This window comes from Variovorax sp. 54, from assembly GCF_002754375.1.
GTDB lineage: Bacteria > Pseudomonadota > Gammaproteobacteria > Burkholderiales > Burkholderiaceae_C > Variovorax.
In genome coordinates this window covers 4526103-4540427 of the sequence record NZ_PEFF01000001.1, presented here as the reverse complement: position 1 = coordinate 4540427, position 14325 = coordinate 4526103, and the positions used below count along the sequence as shown (strand labels likewise).

General features: G+C 66.9%; 12 protein-coding genes. 4 read left to right on the top strand and 8 right to left on the bottom strand.

Annotation, left to right across the window (positions count from 1 at the left end):
• Positions 1-73: 73 nt before the first annotated feature.
• The 4 genes from CLU95_RS20925 to CLU95_RS30945 all read right to left on the bottom strand — a co-directional run bounded on the left by CLU95_RS20925 (position 74) and on the right by CLU95_RS30945 (position 5003).
• Entirely contained in the window at positions 74-826 is a 753-nt protein-coding gene (locus CLU95_RS20925; RefSeq protein WP_099795367.1) for a DUF3304 domain-containing protein, read from the bottom strand.
• A gap of 30 nt (positions 827-856) precedes the next feature.
• Positions 857-1699 carry a DUF4123 domain-containing protein gene (locus CLU95_RS20920; protein ID WP_099795366.1) on the bottom strand — a complete coding sequence of 281 codons (843 nt, stop codon included), beginning with the start codon at positions 1697-1699 and terminating at the stop codon, positions 857-859.
• Positions 1700-1705: 6 nt separating this feature from the next.
• The gene (locus CLU95_RS20915) at positions 1706-4741 is read right to left on the bottom strand and encodes a type VI secretion system Vgr family protein (RefSeq protein ID WP_099795365.1); all 3036 of its coding nucleotides are present in this window, start codon (positions 4739-4741) and stop codon (positions 1706-1708) included.
• Between the two features lie 124 nt (positions 4742-4865).
• Complete coding sequence (locus CLU95_RS30945; RefSeq protein ID WP_180288654.1) at positions 4866-5003, bottom strand: hypothetical protein; 138 nt, start codon at positions 5001-5003, stop codon at positions 4866-4868.
• Positions 5004-5044: 41 nt separating this feature from the next.
• Between CLU95_RS30945 and CLU95_RS20910 the strand changes: the two genes are divergently transcribed.
• Positions 5045-5647: a DUF6306 domain-containing protein gene (locus tag CLU95_RS20910; RefSeq protein ID WP_257214687.1), complete on the top strand. Its 603-nt coding sequence runs from the start codon at positions 5045-5047 to the stop codon at positions 5645-5647.
• Here the strand turns inward: CLU95_RS20910 and CLU95_RS20905 are convergent.
• Positions 5634-6935, bottom strand: a complete 1302-nt coding sequence (locus CLU95_RS20905; protein ID WP_099795364.1) for an aminotransferase class V-fold PLP-dependent enzyme — start codon at positions 6933-6935, stop codon at positions 5634-5636. The genes CLU95_RS20910 and CLU95_RS20905 overlap by 14 nt on opposite strands.
• A gap of 4 nt (positions 6936-6939) precedes the next feature.
• Complete coding sequence (locus CLU95_RS20900; protein ID WP_099795363.1) at positions 6940-7833, bottom strand: amino acid ABC transporter substrate-binding protein; 894 nt, start codon at positions 7831-7833, stop codon at positions 6940-6942.
• Positions 7834-7962: 129 nt separating this feature from the next.
• Between CLU95_RS20900 and CLU95_RS20895 the strand changes: the two genes are divergently transcribed.
• The 3 genes from CLU95_RS20895 (at position 7963) to CLU95_RS20885 (ending at position 11878) form a co-directional block, all read left to right on the top strand.
• On the top strand, positions 7963-8895 hold the full coding sequence (locus tag CLU95_RS20895; RefSeq protein WP_099797414.1) for a LysR family transcriptional regulator: 933 nt from the start codon (positions 7963-7965) through the stop codon (positions 8893-8895).
• A gap of 175 nt (positions 8896-9070) precedes the next feature.
• Entirely contained in the window at positions 9071-10603 is a 1533-nt protein-coding gene (locus tag CLU95_RS20890; protein ID WP_099795362.1) for an FAD-dependent oxidoreductase, read from the top strand.
• Positions 10604-10621: 18 nt separating this feature from the next.
• A complete protein-coding gene (locus tag CLU95_RS20885) occupies positions 10622-11878 on the top strand; it encodes a lactonase family protein (RefSeq protein ID WP_180288653.1) in 1257 nt (418 codons plus the stop codon).
• Positions 11879-11881: 3 nt separating this feature from the next.
• Here CLU95_RS20885 and CLU95_RS20880 read toward each other — a convergent pair whose 3' ends face one another.
• Both CLU95_RS20880 and CLU95_RS20875 read right to left on the bottom strand, forming a co-directional pair.
• The gene (locus tag CLU95_RS20880; RefSeq protein WP_099795361.1) at positions 11882-13351 is read right to left on the bottom strand and encodes an N-acyl-D-amino-acid deacylase family protein; all 1470 of its coding nucleotides are present in this window, start codon (positions 13349-13351) and stop codon (positions 11882-11884) included.
• Complete coding sequence (locus CLU95_RS20875) at positions 13348-14265, bottom strand: MurR/RpiR family transcriptional regulator (RefSeq protein WP_099795360.1); 918 nt, start codon at positions 14263-14265, stop codon at positions 13348-13350. The genes CLU95_RS20880 and CLU95_RS20875 overlap by 4 nt, the downstream gene beginning before the upstream one ends.
• Positions 14266-14325: the final 60 nt, after the last annotated feature.

Below are 14325 nucleotides of genomic sequence, written 5' to 3'. Positions count from 1 at the left end.
GTCGTTCCTGTTGCGACAAGCTAAGTACGAAAAGCGCGAGGCGCTTCTTTGCAGTGTTGTTCGGAAAGCATGGTCATGGCTTTATCTTCATTAGGCGGTCGATCTTCTCTTGCTGCCACGCCACGAGCCTCTCCGTCGTTTCTTTTTCCTCTGCAAAGAATGCGGGATCGTCTGGCCCTGAGAATGGCTTTAGTTTGTGCCTGAATGCATGGCTCTTTGAGAGCCAATCCCACTCTTCCCTCAGGTACTTTTTCGGGTCATTCTTCAGTCTTTGCAGCGAACTTGTGCTCGACGTCAACCCTTCCTGTGCCAACCTCATATCCCTCTCCCACAACTCCCGCTGAAAAGCCACAGAAGGCTTGGGCCATCCCTTGATCTTCCCAGGCCACTCGTCGCCGTTGGGCCGGTATGCCGTCGAGACCACGCCCACTGTTCCATCTGGATAGTTGATGAACCACACATCTCCCGCCTTGCCACTCTTGTCGTACGGCGGCAGATCAACGATGAAGTTCTGGCGCGGCCGATAGTCGCGCGCGTTGTTGTCGTAGCTCTGCAAGATCACTCCGACCTGGATGCCAGGCGTCCAGTTCTTCGGTACTTCGTAGCAGCAGATCACGCCTCCGGCGGCAAATGGGCCAATGTCTTCGGAGGCAAGTGTGGTCTGCTTCGGATCCTTGGGGTCGAACAGCCGGTAGTGAATGTCCTGGTCGGTGTAGTTGACGCCGCTGACCGACGCTGGAACCGTGTCAGCACGACCGATGGCACACCCTGTCACAGCCAGGGATGCAAGAAGTACGAGAGGAAGAAGCCAGTTCTTGAGAAGCATCTGTTTGTTGTTCCTGCTGCTATGGATGCGCTAGGCCATCAAGGCGCGCAGCGCGTCATGGTCCGGGCGACCGCTTCGGCTGAGTTCGGGCTGCTGCCAAAACACCTCGCACAGTCTCATCCGTTGCGCCACCGTGTCGAACTGCATGGCGTTGGCTTCGGCGATCCCGCATGTCGCAAGCGCGTGCAAGGCCGAGGGCGAATGCTTCGCTTCGTAGGCTGGCGAGAGCTGCAGCAGGTTCGCGACCATCTCGTCCGCTTCGCTGCCGGCAATGAGCGCCGCGCATTGATCACCATCGAGTACCGGTGCGCATGGAGGCAGCGACATGGAAGCGGCCGTTTGCCCGGATGCAAGGAAAGTGCTCCAGCTCGCGTCGCGCCGACGGAAATGCCACGTGGTGCCGGGACCGCAGAACGCCGTCTGCTGCAACGGTGACAGCGCGGCCAGCACATCCGGCAGGCGGCGCGTGTCGGGAAAGCGCAGCACGAAATACTGTCCGTCCGCATTCACGATGCACCAGGGGCTCAGGCGTTCGAACAGCGATTCGAGCGGTTCGACCGAGCAGATGAAGCTGAGCATCGGCAAGCCATTCGTCAGCTGCAGCACACGATCGAGCAAGGGTCGCTCGACGGCGTCGATGTTCAGCAGCACCGGCGAATGCCGGATCGCCTCGTCCGAAGCGCCGGGCATGTTCTCGTAGAGCGACCGCAAAGAGCCGGAGCCGAGGTGACTCTTGAGCAGCTGATGGCATTGCGGAGCGAAGGCGCAATCGATCAAGGCGTAGCGAAACCCCTCGGGACCCGAGGCAAGAGGGCCATCGTCCGCAAACAGGGCATCGATCCATCCGGGCGCGTGCTTGTCGATCAGGTTCATCTTGCGTTACTCCACCTGGGTGAAGGCCGGCGCCGACTTGAGCGACTTCAAGAGGCACGCCACGCAAATGCTCTTGGGAAACGCCGGCAGCGGATAGCTCTTCTGCACCGGACCGGCCAGCTTCCGCTGCACCGCGTGATACGTGATCTTCCCCGGCGCCTCGAAGGTGATGTTGCCGTCCTCCAGCGTGATCGACGCGCCTTGCGCCGTCGCAATGCGGATCTTCTTCTTGGCCGCGAACTCCACCGCCTGGTCGGTGCTCGCGATCTTCAGTGCCTGCTGGGCTAGGATGCGCAGCTCGTCGTGCTGCGCCTGGAAGTCCAGGTCGTCGTTGCCTGCAATGACCGACAGGCCCGCTTCGGCATCGGCCTTCTGCGCGCCGGCCAGCACCCCGATGGCTTGGCCGCTGTGCACGCGCAGCACGTCGGCCAGCGCCAGGTTGATGTCGCCGCCGCTGGCCAGCGTGGCGGTCTCGCCGCTCACGATCTGCAGCTGCTGTCCTGCGACCATCGCCAAACCGCCGCGTGCGGCGAGCGCGACCACGGCGTCGCTCGTGTGCGGCACCTTGTCGTTGCCAGTTTCTACCGCCTTGTCTCCAGCATCTGAATAGGCGGCATCGAGCGCATCGCTGTCCACCATGCCGCTCGCGGTGTGTTGCATCGCGGCGTAGGGTGCGCGCTCCTTGTCCAGTTGCGATTCGTCCACCTGGTTCGCACCGATGTGCCCGGCCAGCTGCACGGTCTCGTGGGTCTTGGCCGCATCACTCAGGGCCTGCCCCAGCTGCTGCACCTGCTTGAGAAGCGCCATGCCGGCGGCGAAGTCGCCCACGGGCTCCAGCTTCTGGCCGCCTGCGCCGTGGTAGGTGCTCAGCAGCACACCTTTGCCGCCGCGCAGGGCGGCATAGCCATCGGTGCGCAGCTCCAGCCCCTGGCCGCGGAAGCTGCCCCGGAAGTTGTCGGCCTGGTGGATCAGGTGGCCCAGGTTCAACTGGCTGTGGGCGGTGCTGGCATGCAGTTGCACGCGCAGCTGCTGGTTCGAGTCGTCGAACACCAGCTGGCTGAAGCCCTCGCCGCCGAACTCCTTGGTCTTGAAGCCGCTCAGGGCTGCGGCATTGCGGTGACCCTTGTCGTCGGCGCTGGCGCCGTGCCAGGGCGGGGCGTGGCCTGCCGCCAGGTTAGCCTGGGCGCTGGGCGAGGCGTTGCCCGCTTGGGCGAAGACGTCTTCGTTGGTTTCACCGGCTCGCGATGCGCCGCCGGGCGTGGGGGCAATGCCACCGTCGCCACGGCCGTTGTACAGCGCGCCGACGATGACGGGCTGGTCGACATCGAGGTCGACGAACTTGACCAGCACTTCCTGGCCGATGCGCGGCAGCCATTGCCAGCCCATGCCGGGGCCGGCCTGGCGCTGGGCCACGCGGATCCAGCGGGTGCTGCGGTTGTCCTGGGCGCTGTCGCCGTTGTTGCTGCCGTTGTCGCTGCCGTTGTCGCTGGAACTGTTCTGCCAATGAAAACGTACGCGCACATCGCCGCGGTCGTTGCAGTACAGCTCGTCGGCACCATTGGGCGAGGTCTCGCCCGACGGCCCGACCACGATGGCACTGTGCACGCCGCTGGCCGTGGGCCTGGCGTGCAGGCGTGCGCCGTCGGCTGCGGTCAGTGCGGGGCGCCAGGGGCGCGGGGCGTGCACGCCCGAGAAGCTGTTGGCGTAGCCCTGGGCCTGCGCAGTGGCGAGGTTCTGGGGCTGCGGGTGGATGTCGTTGTTTGTTGCCGTTGCTGAAGACACGAGCCCGAACACATCGGACTCGGCCGTCACGGGTGCGCACGGTTGATCGAACACCAGGTGTTCCGTCAGCTCACCCAGCTGCGCTGCAATCGACGCCGCCGTGTCCTTGGGCAGGTTATTGATGCCCACATGTTCGACGGTGTCCAGCAGCAGCGCAGGCTTGGTTTGTAGGCCCAATGCAGGTGCGTCATCGATCTCGATGCGCGTGCCCGCGCGCAGGGTGCGCACGGTGCTGTGGCCCAGCATCACGTCGGCGCGGCATTCGGCCGCTTCCATCATCAGGGCGGCGTAGCGCTCCAGCGTGCGGTTGGTGTCCCAGCCGCGGCTGCGGTCGTTCAGGCCGAGCACATCGTCGTACTCCAGGCGCGGGGCGTTCTTGCCGCCGATCGGAAAGCGCGCGGGCGCGCTGCCTGTGAGCTGGCGCTTGCCGTCGACGTTCCAGGCGCTCAGGTGAACCTGAGCGACCGACTGGCGCATGCGTCGCACCAGCGCCTGCACGGCGTCGCTGCGTTCCTGCGAGCTCTTGCGGTGAAAGCGAACGGGCGAGCCTGCATCGGCGGGCTGGGTGTCGTTCGACGAAAAGATGACGAGCTTGTGGCCCATCGGGGCCTTGGCGTCTTCCTCGGTGCGCCAGGCCAGGCCTTCTTCGGCCAGCAGGCGCGAGAAGAAGTCGAAGTCGCTCTCGCGGTATTGGGTGCAGTAGGTGCGAACGGGCGCATCGGCCAGGAAGCCATTCACCTCGGAGGAGAAGGCCCAGCTGCCCGCATCGGCATACGGGGCGAGCACGCGTTCGATGATGTCTGCGACGCTGCGTTGCTGGAAGACCTGGCTGCGGCCCTGCTGGGTGGCCAGCCAGAGCCAGGGCACGAGCGTCAGGCGGTAGCGCGCCAGGCCGCCGTCGGAGCCCAGTGATTCGACTGCGCGGATCAATCCTGTGCGCTTTGCGAGCGAGCCATCGGCCAGCACGGTGACCAGCGTCAGCGGCTGATCGATCAGCGAAGACAGCGCCAGGTCCGCACGCAAGCTCAAGCACACGATGCGCAACTCGAACAGCTGAGACACCGCCTCGCGCTGCACCCAGCCTTCCACGCGCAAGGCATCGATGCTCTCGCGGGCTGCACTGTTGGAGGGCGACGACGCGCTCGGCGCTTCAAGGCGGTACAGCCGCGCCGTCTGGCTCAGCTCGGCCCACAGGGCGCTGCGGTCAGCGGATGGTGACGACGAACGCGTGCGCACAGGCACGCTGCCGTGGTTGGACATGAAACTCCCCGAAGCTTATTTTTCTTCCCCGCGTTGCGCGGGGTGGCATGCGCCCGATTGTCGGAGTCCCGGTGCCCTGGACGTAAGTACCTGAAAGTAGCAACCCGCGGAGCAGGACTGCGCCTCAGCCCGGCGAATGCATGCCGAGGCCGGGGCGCTGCGGCGGGTTGTAGCGCACGGCCAGGTCGAGTGCGCCGCCCTGCACGCCGTCGAGCAGGCGCTGTGCGCTGTCGTGAACATTTATTGGCTTGGAGAGAAGCATCGGTTCATCATGGAAACGCACACGACTTCAGGAGCCCTGCCATGCGTCCCCTGCCGCCCATGCCCCACGCCTCCCCGCCCGACGATGCCGCGCCGCCCTTCGCCGACACGCCCGCTGCGCTGCGCGCGCAGGGGCTGCGCTTTCCCGAGCGCGTCGAGGTGTCCTCCCCGGTCTGCTACGCCGACGAACTGGACGCGGCCTACCGCGAAGCCGGCGACCGCGAGGAGCTGCTGGCCGCGCTGAACGAGCTGCTCGAAGCCGAGCGCGCCGGCGCGCGCATCACGCTGCGCAGCGCCGCCGAAACCGACGACCCCGCGCTGCAGCGCCTGGTGACCGACATCCACCGCGACGAGGTGCGCTGGTGCGGCGTGCTGATCGATGCGATCCAGTCGCTGGCCGCCACGCCCAGCACGCGCACCGGCGCGTTCTACGAGCGCGCGATGGCCGTGCCGGACCTGGGCGCGCGCCTGGCGCTGCTCAACCGCGGCCAGGGCTGGGTGGTGCGCAAGCTGCAGGCGCTGCTGCCGCGCATAGGCGATGCGCACATCCACGGCGAGCTGACGGCCATGCTGGTGTCGCACCAGCAGAACATCGCGCGCTTGGACGCGCAACAGCAGGCCGCAGGGGGGCCTACGCAGCGCTGATGGCCTGCGCAATCTCGCGCGTCACGCGCAGAAAGGCCTCCATCTCGCCCATCGTGTGGCAATGCAGCGGCGACACACGCACCGTGCCTTCGAGCCCGAAGGATTCGAGCATCCGCTTCGAGTAGATGCTGCTGGCCACGCGCTCGTACACCGTCACGCCGCGCTTGCCGTACTCGACCACGGCCTGCGTGCAGTCGAGCCCATCGAAGCCGATGCCCAGGATCAGATCGCGCTGCGTGAGGTCTTCGTGATCGAGGAACACCTGAACGCCGTCCAGCGCGCGCAGGCCCGGCGTCTGCGCGGTGCCGTCGAGCAGCGTCGCCAGCAGCGCGCGCTCGTGCAGCTCGATGCGCTCGATGCCCGCCACGAAGCGGGCGCGGCGGTCGGTGGCAGCAGTGAAATGGCCGCCGAGCCAGCCCACGTAGTCGACGATTTCGGTGAGCACCGCGAACTGCCACGGCGCCGAGCTGCCCAGCTCCCAGTGGCCGGGCTTCTTGCCGGCCAGCTTGTGGTGCGGCAGCGCAGCCGCGCGCTCCGACATCCACGCGAAGCCCGAGCCGCGGCAGCCGAAGAACTTGTAGGGCGCAAGGTTGATGCCGTCCACCGGCGTCTGCTGCAGGTCGATGACGCCGTGCGGCGCGTGCTGCACGGCATCGACGAGGATGTACAGGTCGGGCTTGATCTCCCGCGCGCGCCGCACGATGGCCGCCATGTCGAGCTTGGCGCCCGAGATGTTCGACGCATGGATCACGTTGAGCACACACGTGTGCTCGTCGATCAGCCCGACGATGGCGTCGACGTCGACACCGCCGGTGACGGGGTTGCTCCTGGCCACGCGCAGTTCGCGGCCAAGGCGTTCGGCATACAGGCGCATGGCGTCGAAGGCCGAGGGGTGCTCGAGCGCGGTCGTGACCATGTTCGTGCCCGGCACGTTCTCGGCCACCGCGCGCACCATGTCGAACATGGCGCCCGAGGCGGTGAGCGAGGGGTACACGCTGCCGCCGGTGGCATTGAGAATGGTGCGCAGGTCGTCGGCGCCGCGTGCCTGCATGGCCTGCAGCTCGACGGCGGTTTCGTGGATGCGCTCGGCGTTGTCGGGAATGGCGTCGACCTGCGCGAAGCGCTCGACCGCGGCCTTCAGCCGGAACGAGCCACCGGCGTTGTCGAAGTACAGGCGCTCGCGGCCGTGGTGGTCGCGCTCGATGCCCAGGAAGCGCTCGCGCACCTCGCGCATCAGCGCATCGGAAAAGAGCTCGCCTTGCGGCAGGTCCGCACGTGTGACTGCCATGGTGTCAGACGCCCTTGTTGTTGGGGTTCTTGTAGATCTCGCGCACCGCATCCGTCATCGGGAAGTTGAGGTTCGCGTTGCGCGGCGGGATCGGAGAGAGGAACCACTTGGTGTACAGCTGCTCGATGGCGCCCGACTTCATGAGACCGTTGACGGTCTCGTCGACCAGCGCCTTGAACTCGGGGTCGTCCTTGCGCAGCATGATGCCGTAGGGCTCCTGGCGCAGCGACTCCTTGAGGATCTTGTAGTCGCCCGGGTTGGTGGCGCTGGCGATCATGCCGGCCAGCTGCACGTCGTCGAGCACGTAGGCATCGGCGCGGCCCGTGGACAGCAGCAGAAAGCCGTCGGAGGTGTCCTTGCCCGCGATCTCGTTCACCTCGATGGTGCCGCTCTTGCGTGCGCCGCGCAGCAGCTGGATCGAGGTGCTGCCCGACACGGTGGCCACGTTCTTGCCGTTCAGATCGGGCAGCGCGTTGATGCCCGAGTTCTTCTTCACGGCGGCGGTGATGTTGGTGACGAAGTGGCTCGGCGCAAAGTCGACCTGCGCCTGGCGCTGCGTGGTGTTGGTGGTGGTCGCGCAATCAAGGTCGACCGTGCCGTTCTGCAGCAGCGGAATGCGGTTGGTCGAGTTGAGCATGGTGTAGCGCACCTCGATCTTCGGCAGGCCCAGCTTGGCTTTCACCGCGTCGACGATCTTCAGGCAGATGTCGTTGGTGAAGCCGATGGGCGCGCTGTCCGCACTCAGTTTGTACGAGAACGGGATCTGGCTGTCGCGCGCGCCGATCTGGATCGTGCCGCTCTCCTTGATCTTGCGCAGCGTGCCGGCGTCCTGGGCGCTGGCGGCGCCGCAGACAAAGACAAGGGCGAATGCGGAAGCTAGGGGCAGTTTGAAGTCCATGGTGTGTTCCTTGGGTTGCAATGACGGTGGCCTGGGGCGCATCTTGTGCGCCTCGATGAATTTCTAAAAGCGATTTTTTGTGATCGAATCGCATGAAGAAAAGCGTTCTTTCAGGAGCCGCCCGCCATGATGACCTTCAAGCAACTCGAAGCCCTGTACTGGATCGCCCGGCTGGGCGGCTTCGCGCAGGCGGCCAACCAGCTGCACACCTCGCAGTCGGCCATTTCCAAGCGCGTGCACGAGCTGGAACAGCTGTTCGACACCGAACTCTTCGACCGCAGCCAGCGCACGGCGCGGCTCACCGACAAGGGCGAAGAGATGTTCGTGCTCGCCAAGAAGCTGCTCGACCAGCGCGATGCCGCCGTCGAACAGTTCGGCAAGCCCGGCGTGGTCGAGCGGCGCATCCGCATCGGCGTGACCGAGCTCACCGCGATGACGTGGCTGCCGCGCCTGGTCGGCCTGATCCAGCAGCACTACCCGAAGGTGATTCTCGAACCCGACGTGGACGACAGCCTGCAGCTGCGCGACAAGCTGCTGGCCGACGAGCTCGACGTGGTCATCGTGCCCCACACCTTCGCCGACTCGCGCATGCAGAGCAAGGTCATCGGCCGCGTGAAGAGCGCGTGGATGTGCAAGCCCGGCGTGATTCCCTCGGCCGCGGCCACCGGCACCGTGCGCCTGCACGACCTCGCGCGCCACCGCATGCTGGTACAGGGCAACAACTCGGGCACCGGCCGCGCCTACGACGCATGGATGAAGGACCAAGGCGTGCAGCCCGCCAACGCGATCGTGGTGAGCAACCTCGTCGCGCTCACGGGGCTCACCGTGTCGGGGCTGGGCGTGAGCTACCTGCCGCGCGAATGCCTCGCGCCGCTGGTCGACGCCGGCATGCTCGAGGTGATCGACGTGACGCCCGCGCTGCCCGTGGTGCGCTACGTGGCCATGCACAAGGGCGAGCACCGCAGCGCGCTCACGTCGTCGATCGTGATGCTGGCGCAGGCGTGCTGCGACTTCACGCGGATGTTCCAGGCGCAGGCCACCGAAGACACAGTGCTGGACTGAAAATATTTTTCATAACGTCTGAAATTCACGTCAATACTGGCGAGATTCCGCCATATCCACGTGAATTCAAGGAAGTTAAGAAAAAACCTTTCAATTTCAAGCCCACCCGAAACAACGCAGACCTTCCCCTTCTCCCGGCGCCATCGCCGCCAGACCTTCTTCAGAGACAGTGCCCATGACCATCACCGTGACACGCCAGGACGCTCGCTACAACACCTTGAAGAAGGGCTTCAACCTGCGATGGCCGGCCACGGAATCGGATGCCGCGTCGCGCATCGAGCTGGTGGAAAACGCGGGCGATGCCGCCGCTGCACTACAGCGCATCGTCGATGCGGGCCTGCGGCCCACGGTGCGCAGCGGCGGGCACTGCTATGAAGACTTCGTCTCCAACAACCCCGACGGCGCGATCCTCGACCTGAGCCTGCTCACGCAGGCGAGCGCCGACCGCAAGGGCGACGGCCGCTACCGCGTCGCGCCCGGCACGCAGAACTGGAACGGCTACCTCGAGCTGTACAAGCAGCACAACGTCACGCTGCCCGGCGGCTCCTGCTATTCGGTGGGCGCGGGCGGGCACATCTGCGGCGGCGGCTACGGGCTGCTGTCGCGCCTGCAGGGCCTCACGGTCGACTGGCTTTCGGCGGTGGACATCCTCACGGTCGATGCGCGCGGCAAGGTCGTGCCGCGCACCGTGGATGCGGCGCGCGAGCCCGACCTGTTCCGCGCCTGCCGCGGCGCGGGCGGCGGCAACTTCGGCGCGATCACCGGCTATGTGTTCGACACCCTGCCGACGGCGCCGCGCGAGGTGGCGCTCGCGGTGGTCGCGTTCGACTGGGCCACCATGACGCCCGCGCGCTTTGCCCAGCTGCTCGCCATCTACGGCGACTACTGGGGAACGCGCGGCAAAGCACCCGACACCTGGGGCATGTTCTCGCTGCTCAAGCTCACGCACCGCTCGTCGGGCCAGATCGTGATGCTCACGCAGTTCTGCAATCCCGACGGCACCTGCAACGACTTGACGGTGCTCAACGATTTTCTCGAGCGCTTCCGCGCCTGCACGCCCGTGCCGCTGAAGGGCCGCGCGCCCGGCGTGGGCCCAGCGCCGCAGCGGGACACGGGGCAGCTGCTGTGTTCCAAGCCGCACACCGTGACGCGCTACGACTGGCTCACGGCCACGCAGTACCTCAACGGCTCGGGCGAGAACCAGCGCGGCAAGTACAAGTCGGCCTACATGAAGCAGAACTTCAGCGCCCGCGAAGCGCAGCGCATCTACACGCACCTGACGCGCACGATGCCCGGCATCGACCTGAGCCAGTCGCTGGTGCAGGTCGACTCCTATGGCGGCGCGATCAACAAGCCCGAGCGCATCAACGACACCGCCGTGCCGCAGCGTGCATCGATCATGAAGCTGCAGTACCAGACGTATTGGCGCAGCGCGGCGGACGACGCGGGCCACCTGCGCTGGATCAGCGACTTCTTTCGCGACGTGTACGGAACGCCCGACGTGCCCGAGCGCTTTGCCGGCACGCCCTACCCCGGCGAGCGCTACGAAGGCTGCTACATCAACTACCCGGACAACGACATGCTGGCCTACCCGTTCTGGCCGCAGCTCTACTACGGTGACCTGGGGCTTTACGATTTCCTGCGCAAAGTGAAGCGGCGCTACGACCCGAACAACATCTTTCACCATGCCATGTCGGTGCGGCCCTGAACGAGAGGAAAGACATCCATGACACACAGCCCCAACCTCTCCGGTCAAAACCGCCGCGCCATGATGCAGTGGATCGGCGGAGCCTCCGCCCTTGGCGCGTTGACGCCCTTGGTCCCCGCTGGTGCGCAGACGCCTGAGGCTGCAAGCAGCGCAGTCGCCAGCACCGCGCCCGCGCCCCGCTTCGCCTACGTCGGCACCTACACCAGCGACGCACCCGGCGGCACCGCCGGTGGCCCGGCATCGAAGGGCATCTACGTGCTCGCGATCAGAGACGGCAGCTGGACGCCAGTGCAGACCATCGCGAGCGCGAACCCTTCGTTCCTCGCGGTGCACCCCAGCCGTCGCTTCCTCTACGCGATCAACGAGATCGACAGCTACCAGGGCTTGCCCACCGGCACGGCCGAGGCCTATGCGATCGATGGGAACGACGGGCGCCTCACACTGCTCAACCGCCAGCCGCTCTCGCTTTCGGGCGTGATCCCCGCGCACCTGGCCGTGTCACCCGATGGCCGCGCGCTCGCCGTGGCGCTGTACGGTGGCGGTGCGTACAACGTGCTGCCCATCGAAGCGGACGGCAGGCTCGGCAAGGTCTCGGGCATCGAGAAGGAAACCGGCGCTGGCCCCGACGCAGAACGGCAGGAATCGCCACATCCGCACATGGTGGTGTTCGATACATCGGGCCAGCACCTGCTCGCCACCGACCTGGGCACCGACCGCATCAATGCCTTCACGCTCGCCGACGGCAAGCTCGCGCTGATCGGTCGCACGTCCGTCGCGCCCGGCAGCGGCCCGCGACACCTCGCGCTGCATCCGTCGCAGCGCTTCCTGTACGCGGTGAACGAACTCGACGCCACGGTCGCCAGCTTCGGCTATGACGCGGCGAGCGGCAAGGTCGGGGAACAGCGCCAGCGCGTCTCGACCGTGCCCGAGAGCTATGTCGGCCAGAAGAACGCGGCGGCGCTGGTGATGCATCCCTCAGGGCAATTTCTGTACGCGACCAACCGGCGCTTGAAGTCGGACCATCCGATGGCCGACAGCATTGCCGCGTTCCGCATCGACGCCAGCAATGGTGCGCTGACACCGCTGCAGCACTGGAGCGAAGGCCTGCGCTTTCCGCGCGCACTGGCGATGGCGCCGGGCGGCAGCCACCTCTACGCGCTCAGCCAGAAGGGCGACACGATCCTGCGCCTGCGCATCGATCCGGCCAACGGCAAGCTGGACCAGCCCGTGCAGGTGGTGCAGGTGCCTACGCCCGTCTGCCTGGTGTTTGCCTGATGCCTAGCGTCCGCGCGTGAGCATCCGCCCCGCGCGCGCCAGCACCTTCGCTTCGCCCTCACCGCCACGATAGGCCAGCACACCGTTCACGAACACGCGCTCGACGCCTTCGCTCACGCCGTGTGGCTGGTCGTAGGTTGCGGTGTCGGTGATGGTCTCGGGGTCGAACACCACCACGTCGGCCATCGTGCCGACGCGCAGCAGACCGCGGTCCGCGATGCGCAGGTTGCGCGCGGTCATGCCGGTCATCTTGTGCACCGCCTGCTCCAGCGTGAAAAGCTTGCGCTGGCGCCAGTAGCGCGCAAACACACGGGGGAACGCACCCCACAGCCGTGGATGCGGATGGCGGTCGTGCGGCAGTCCGTCACTGCCGATCATGGTGAGCGGGTGCGCAATGACGCGCTCCACGTCTTCTTCCTGCATCTGGAAGTAGCAGGCGCCGCCGGGCTTCAGGCGCAGGCAGGCTTCCTGCTCGGTGGTGCCCCACTCGCGCGCGATGTCGGAGAGGAGGCGGCCGGTCATCTCGGGGTGCGGATCGGACCAGGTCAGCAGCACGTCGATGACGCCGTCGACGAGGTCTTCGCGCAGCACGGTGGAGCCGGCGACGTAGGGATAGACGTCCATCGCGATCGACTGGCGCTGCGACAGCGCCTCGATCAGCGGCAGCGTTTCCTTGGTGCGGCCCCAGTTCGCAGGGCCGGCGCACTTGTGGTGCGAGATGACCAGCGGCACGCCCGCGCTGAAGGCCGTGTCGCCGGCCTCGTGCAGCGCTTCGATGATCTGCTGCATCTCGCTGCGCAGGTGCGTGGCGTACACGCCGCCGTGGCGCGCCACGACGCGCGCGAGCGCGGTGACTTCTTCGGCCGGTGCGGCAAAGGCCTCTTCGTAAAACAGGCCCGACGACATGCCATGCGCGCCTGCGGTCATGCAGTCGTCGAGCAGCGCTTCCATGCGCGCCAGTTCGTCGCCATTCGCGGGCCGGTCGAGCGCCTGCATCGCCGCGAAGCGCAGCGTGGTGTGGCCGATCAGTGCCGCCACATTGAGCGCGGGCTGCACCGCATCGACTGCGGCGCGGTACTCGGCCATGGTCGCGTGCTTGAACGAGTCGGCGCCGAGCAGCGTGAGCGGCGGCTTCGACTGCGGCGTGCGGTACGGCGCGAGCGAGATGCCGCAGTTGCCCGTGACCACGGTGGTGATGCCCTGCGACACCTTGGGCAGGCACAGCGGGTCGCGCAGCACGATGGCGTCGTCGTGCGTGTGGGCGTCGATGAAGCCGGGCGCGATGACCTTGCCGCGGCAGTCGATCACGTCGACGTCTGCAATGCTCAACCCCTCGGGCAGCCGCGTGCGCAGGCCCTCTCCGAGCGCCACGATGCGGTCGCCCTGCAACAGCACGTCGCCGGGCCACGAAGGGCCGCCCGAGCCGTCGACCACGAGGCCGGCTTCGAGCAGCACGGCTGGGGTGTCGCTCATGGTTCGCGGTCTCCCTTTTTCGCGTTGATGCCCCCGCCATCCCAGCTCTGCAGCGGGTGCGTGGTGGCGTCGATGCCATGGCGTTGGAAGGCCTCGCGTGCGCGCTGCAGGCGCTGCACGGCGGGCTCGCCGCGGCGCTGCGCCACCAGCACGGTGAGGATCTCGATGACGGTGAGGTGCGTGAGGTAGGCGTCGATGCCCACGTGCATCACGGCGTCGTCGGGCACCGACAGGCCGATGAGGAAATCGGCCTTGGCCGCGAGCGCCGTGCCCGGCCGCGTGATCGCGACCACCTGGGCGCCCTGCCCGCGCGCGATGTCGACCGCGTCGAGCAGCGAGGGCATGCCGCCCACGTGCGAGATGGCGATGACCACGCCACCCGGGCGCTGCGCCGCACCGGCCACCTGCTGCAGGTGGTAGTCGGCCCAGGCGTTCGCCGAGAGGCCGAGGCGGAACAGCCGCGCCTGCAGGTCGCTCGCCATGAACCACGAGGTGGCGCCCGCGCCGTACAGGTCGACGTGCGGCGCCGCCGCGATGGCGCGCACGGCGCCGTCGAGCACCTGCATGTCGAGCTGGCCGCGCACGCCCGAGACCGAAGCGGCGGCGCTGCGCGCGATCTTGCTGACCACCTCGTCGGCGGCGTCTTCGATGTTGACGCGGCGGTGCAGCGGCGAACCGCCGAGCGCCAGCTCCTGCGCGAGCGCGAGCTTGAACTCGCGCAGCCCGGCAAAGCCGAGGTCGCGGCAGGTGCGCATGATGGTGGGCACCGAGCTGCGCGAGCGCTCGGCCAACTGCTCGAAGCTCTCTTCGAGTGCGCGGTCGGGGTCTTCGAGGATCAGGTCGAGAATCGCGCGCCGCGTGGCCGGCGCGTCGCCACGCGCCTCGGCGATTCTCTGGAGCAAGGAGGGATTCATTCAGTGACTCCACCGCATGTCGAAAGACCTGCGGTACGAACGATCAGAGTGCGCTGCCGC

Excerpts from the sequence above, each read along its gene's own strand:
- CLU95_RS20900 (WP_099795363.1), bottom strand. The coding sequence starts at position 7,833 with ATGGACTTCAAACTGCCCCTAGCTTCCGCATTCGCCCTTGTCTTTGTC.
- CLU95_RS20905 (WP_099795364.1), bottom strand. The coding sequence starts at position 6,935 with ATGGCAGTCACACGTGCGGACCTGCCGCAAGGCGAGCTCTTTTCCGAT.
- CLU95_RS20895 (WP_099797414.1), top strand. The coding sequence starts at position 7,963 with ATGACCTTCAAGCAACTCGAAGCCCTGTACTGGATCGCCCGGCTGGGC.
- CLU95_RS20925 (WP_099795367.1), bottom strand. The coding sequence starts at position 826 with ATGCTTCTCAAGAACTGGCTTCTTCCTCTCGTACTTCTTGCATCCCTG.
- CLU95_RS20920 (WP_099795366.1), bottom strand. The coding sequence starts at position 1,699 with ATGAACCTGATCGACAAGCACGCGCCCGGATGGATCGATGCCCTGTTT.
- CLU95_RS20880 (WP_099795361.1), bottom strand. The coding sequence starts at position 13,351 with ATGAGCGACACCCCAGCCGTGCTGCTCGAAGCCGGCCTCGTGGTCGAC.
- CLU95_RS20915 (WP_099795365.1), bottom strand. The coding sequence starts at position 4,741 with ATGTCCAACCACGGCAGCGTGCCTGTGCGCACGCGTTCGTCGTCACCA.
- CLU95_RS20910 (WP_257214687.1), top strand. The coding sequence starts at position 5,045 with ATGCGTCCCCTGCCGCCCATGCCCCACGCCTCCCCGCCCGACGATGCC.
- CLU95_RS30945 (WP_180288654.1), bottom strand. The coding sequence starts at position 5,003 with ATGCTTCTCTCCAAGCCAATAAATGTTCACGACAGCGCACAGCGCCTG.
- CLU95_RS20885 (WP_180288653.1), top strand. The coding sequence starts at position 10,622 with ATGACACACAGCCCCAACCTCTCCGGTCAAAACCGCCGCGCCATGATG.
- CLU95_RS20890 (WP_099795362.1), top strand. The coding sequence starts at position 9,071 with ATGACCATCACCGTGACACGCCAGGACGCTCGCTACAACACCTTGAAG.
- CLU95_RS20875 (WP_099795360.1), bottom strand. The coding sequence starts at position 14,265 with ATGAATCCCTCCTTGCTCCAGAGAATCGCCGAGGCGCGTGGCGACGCG.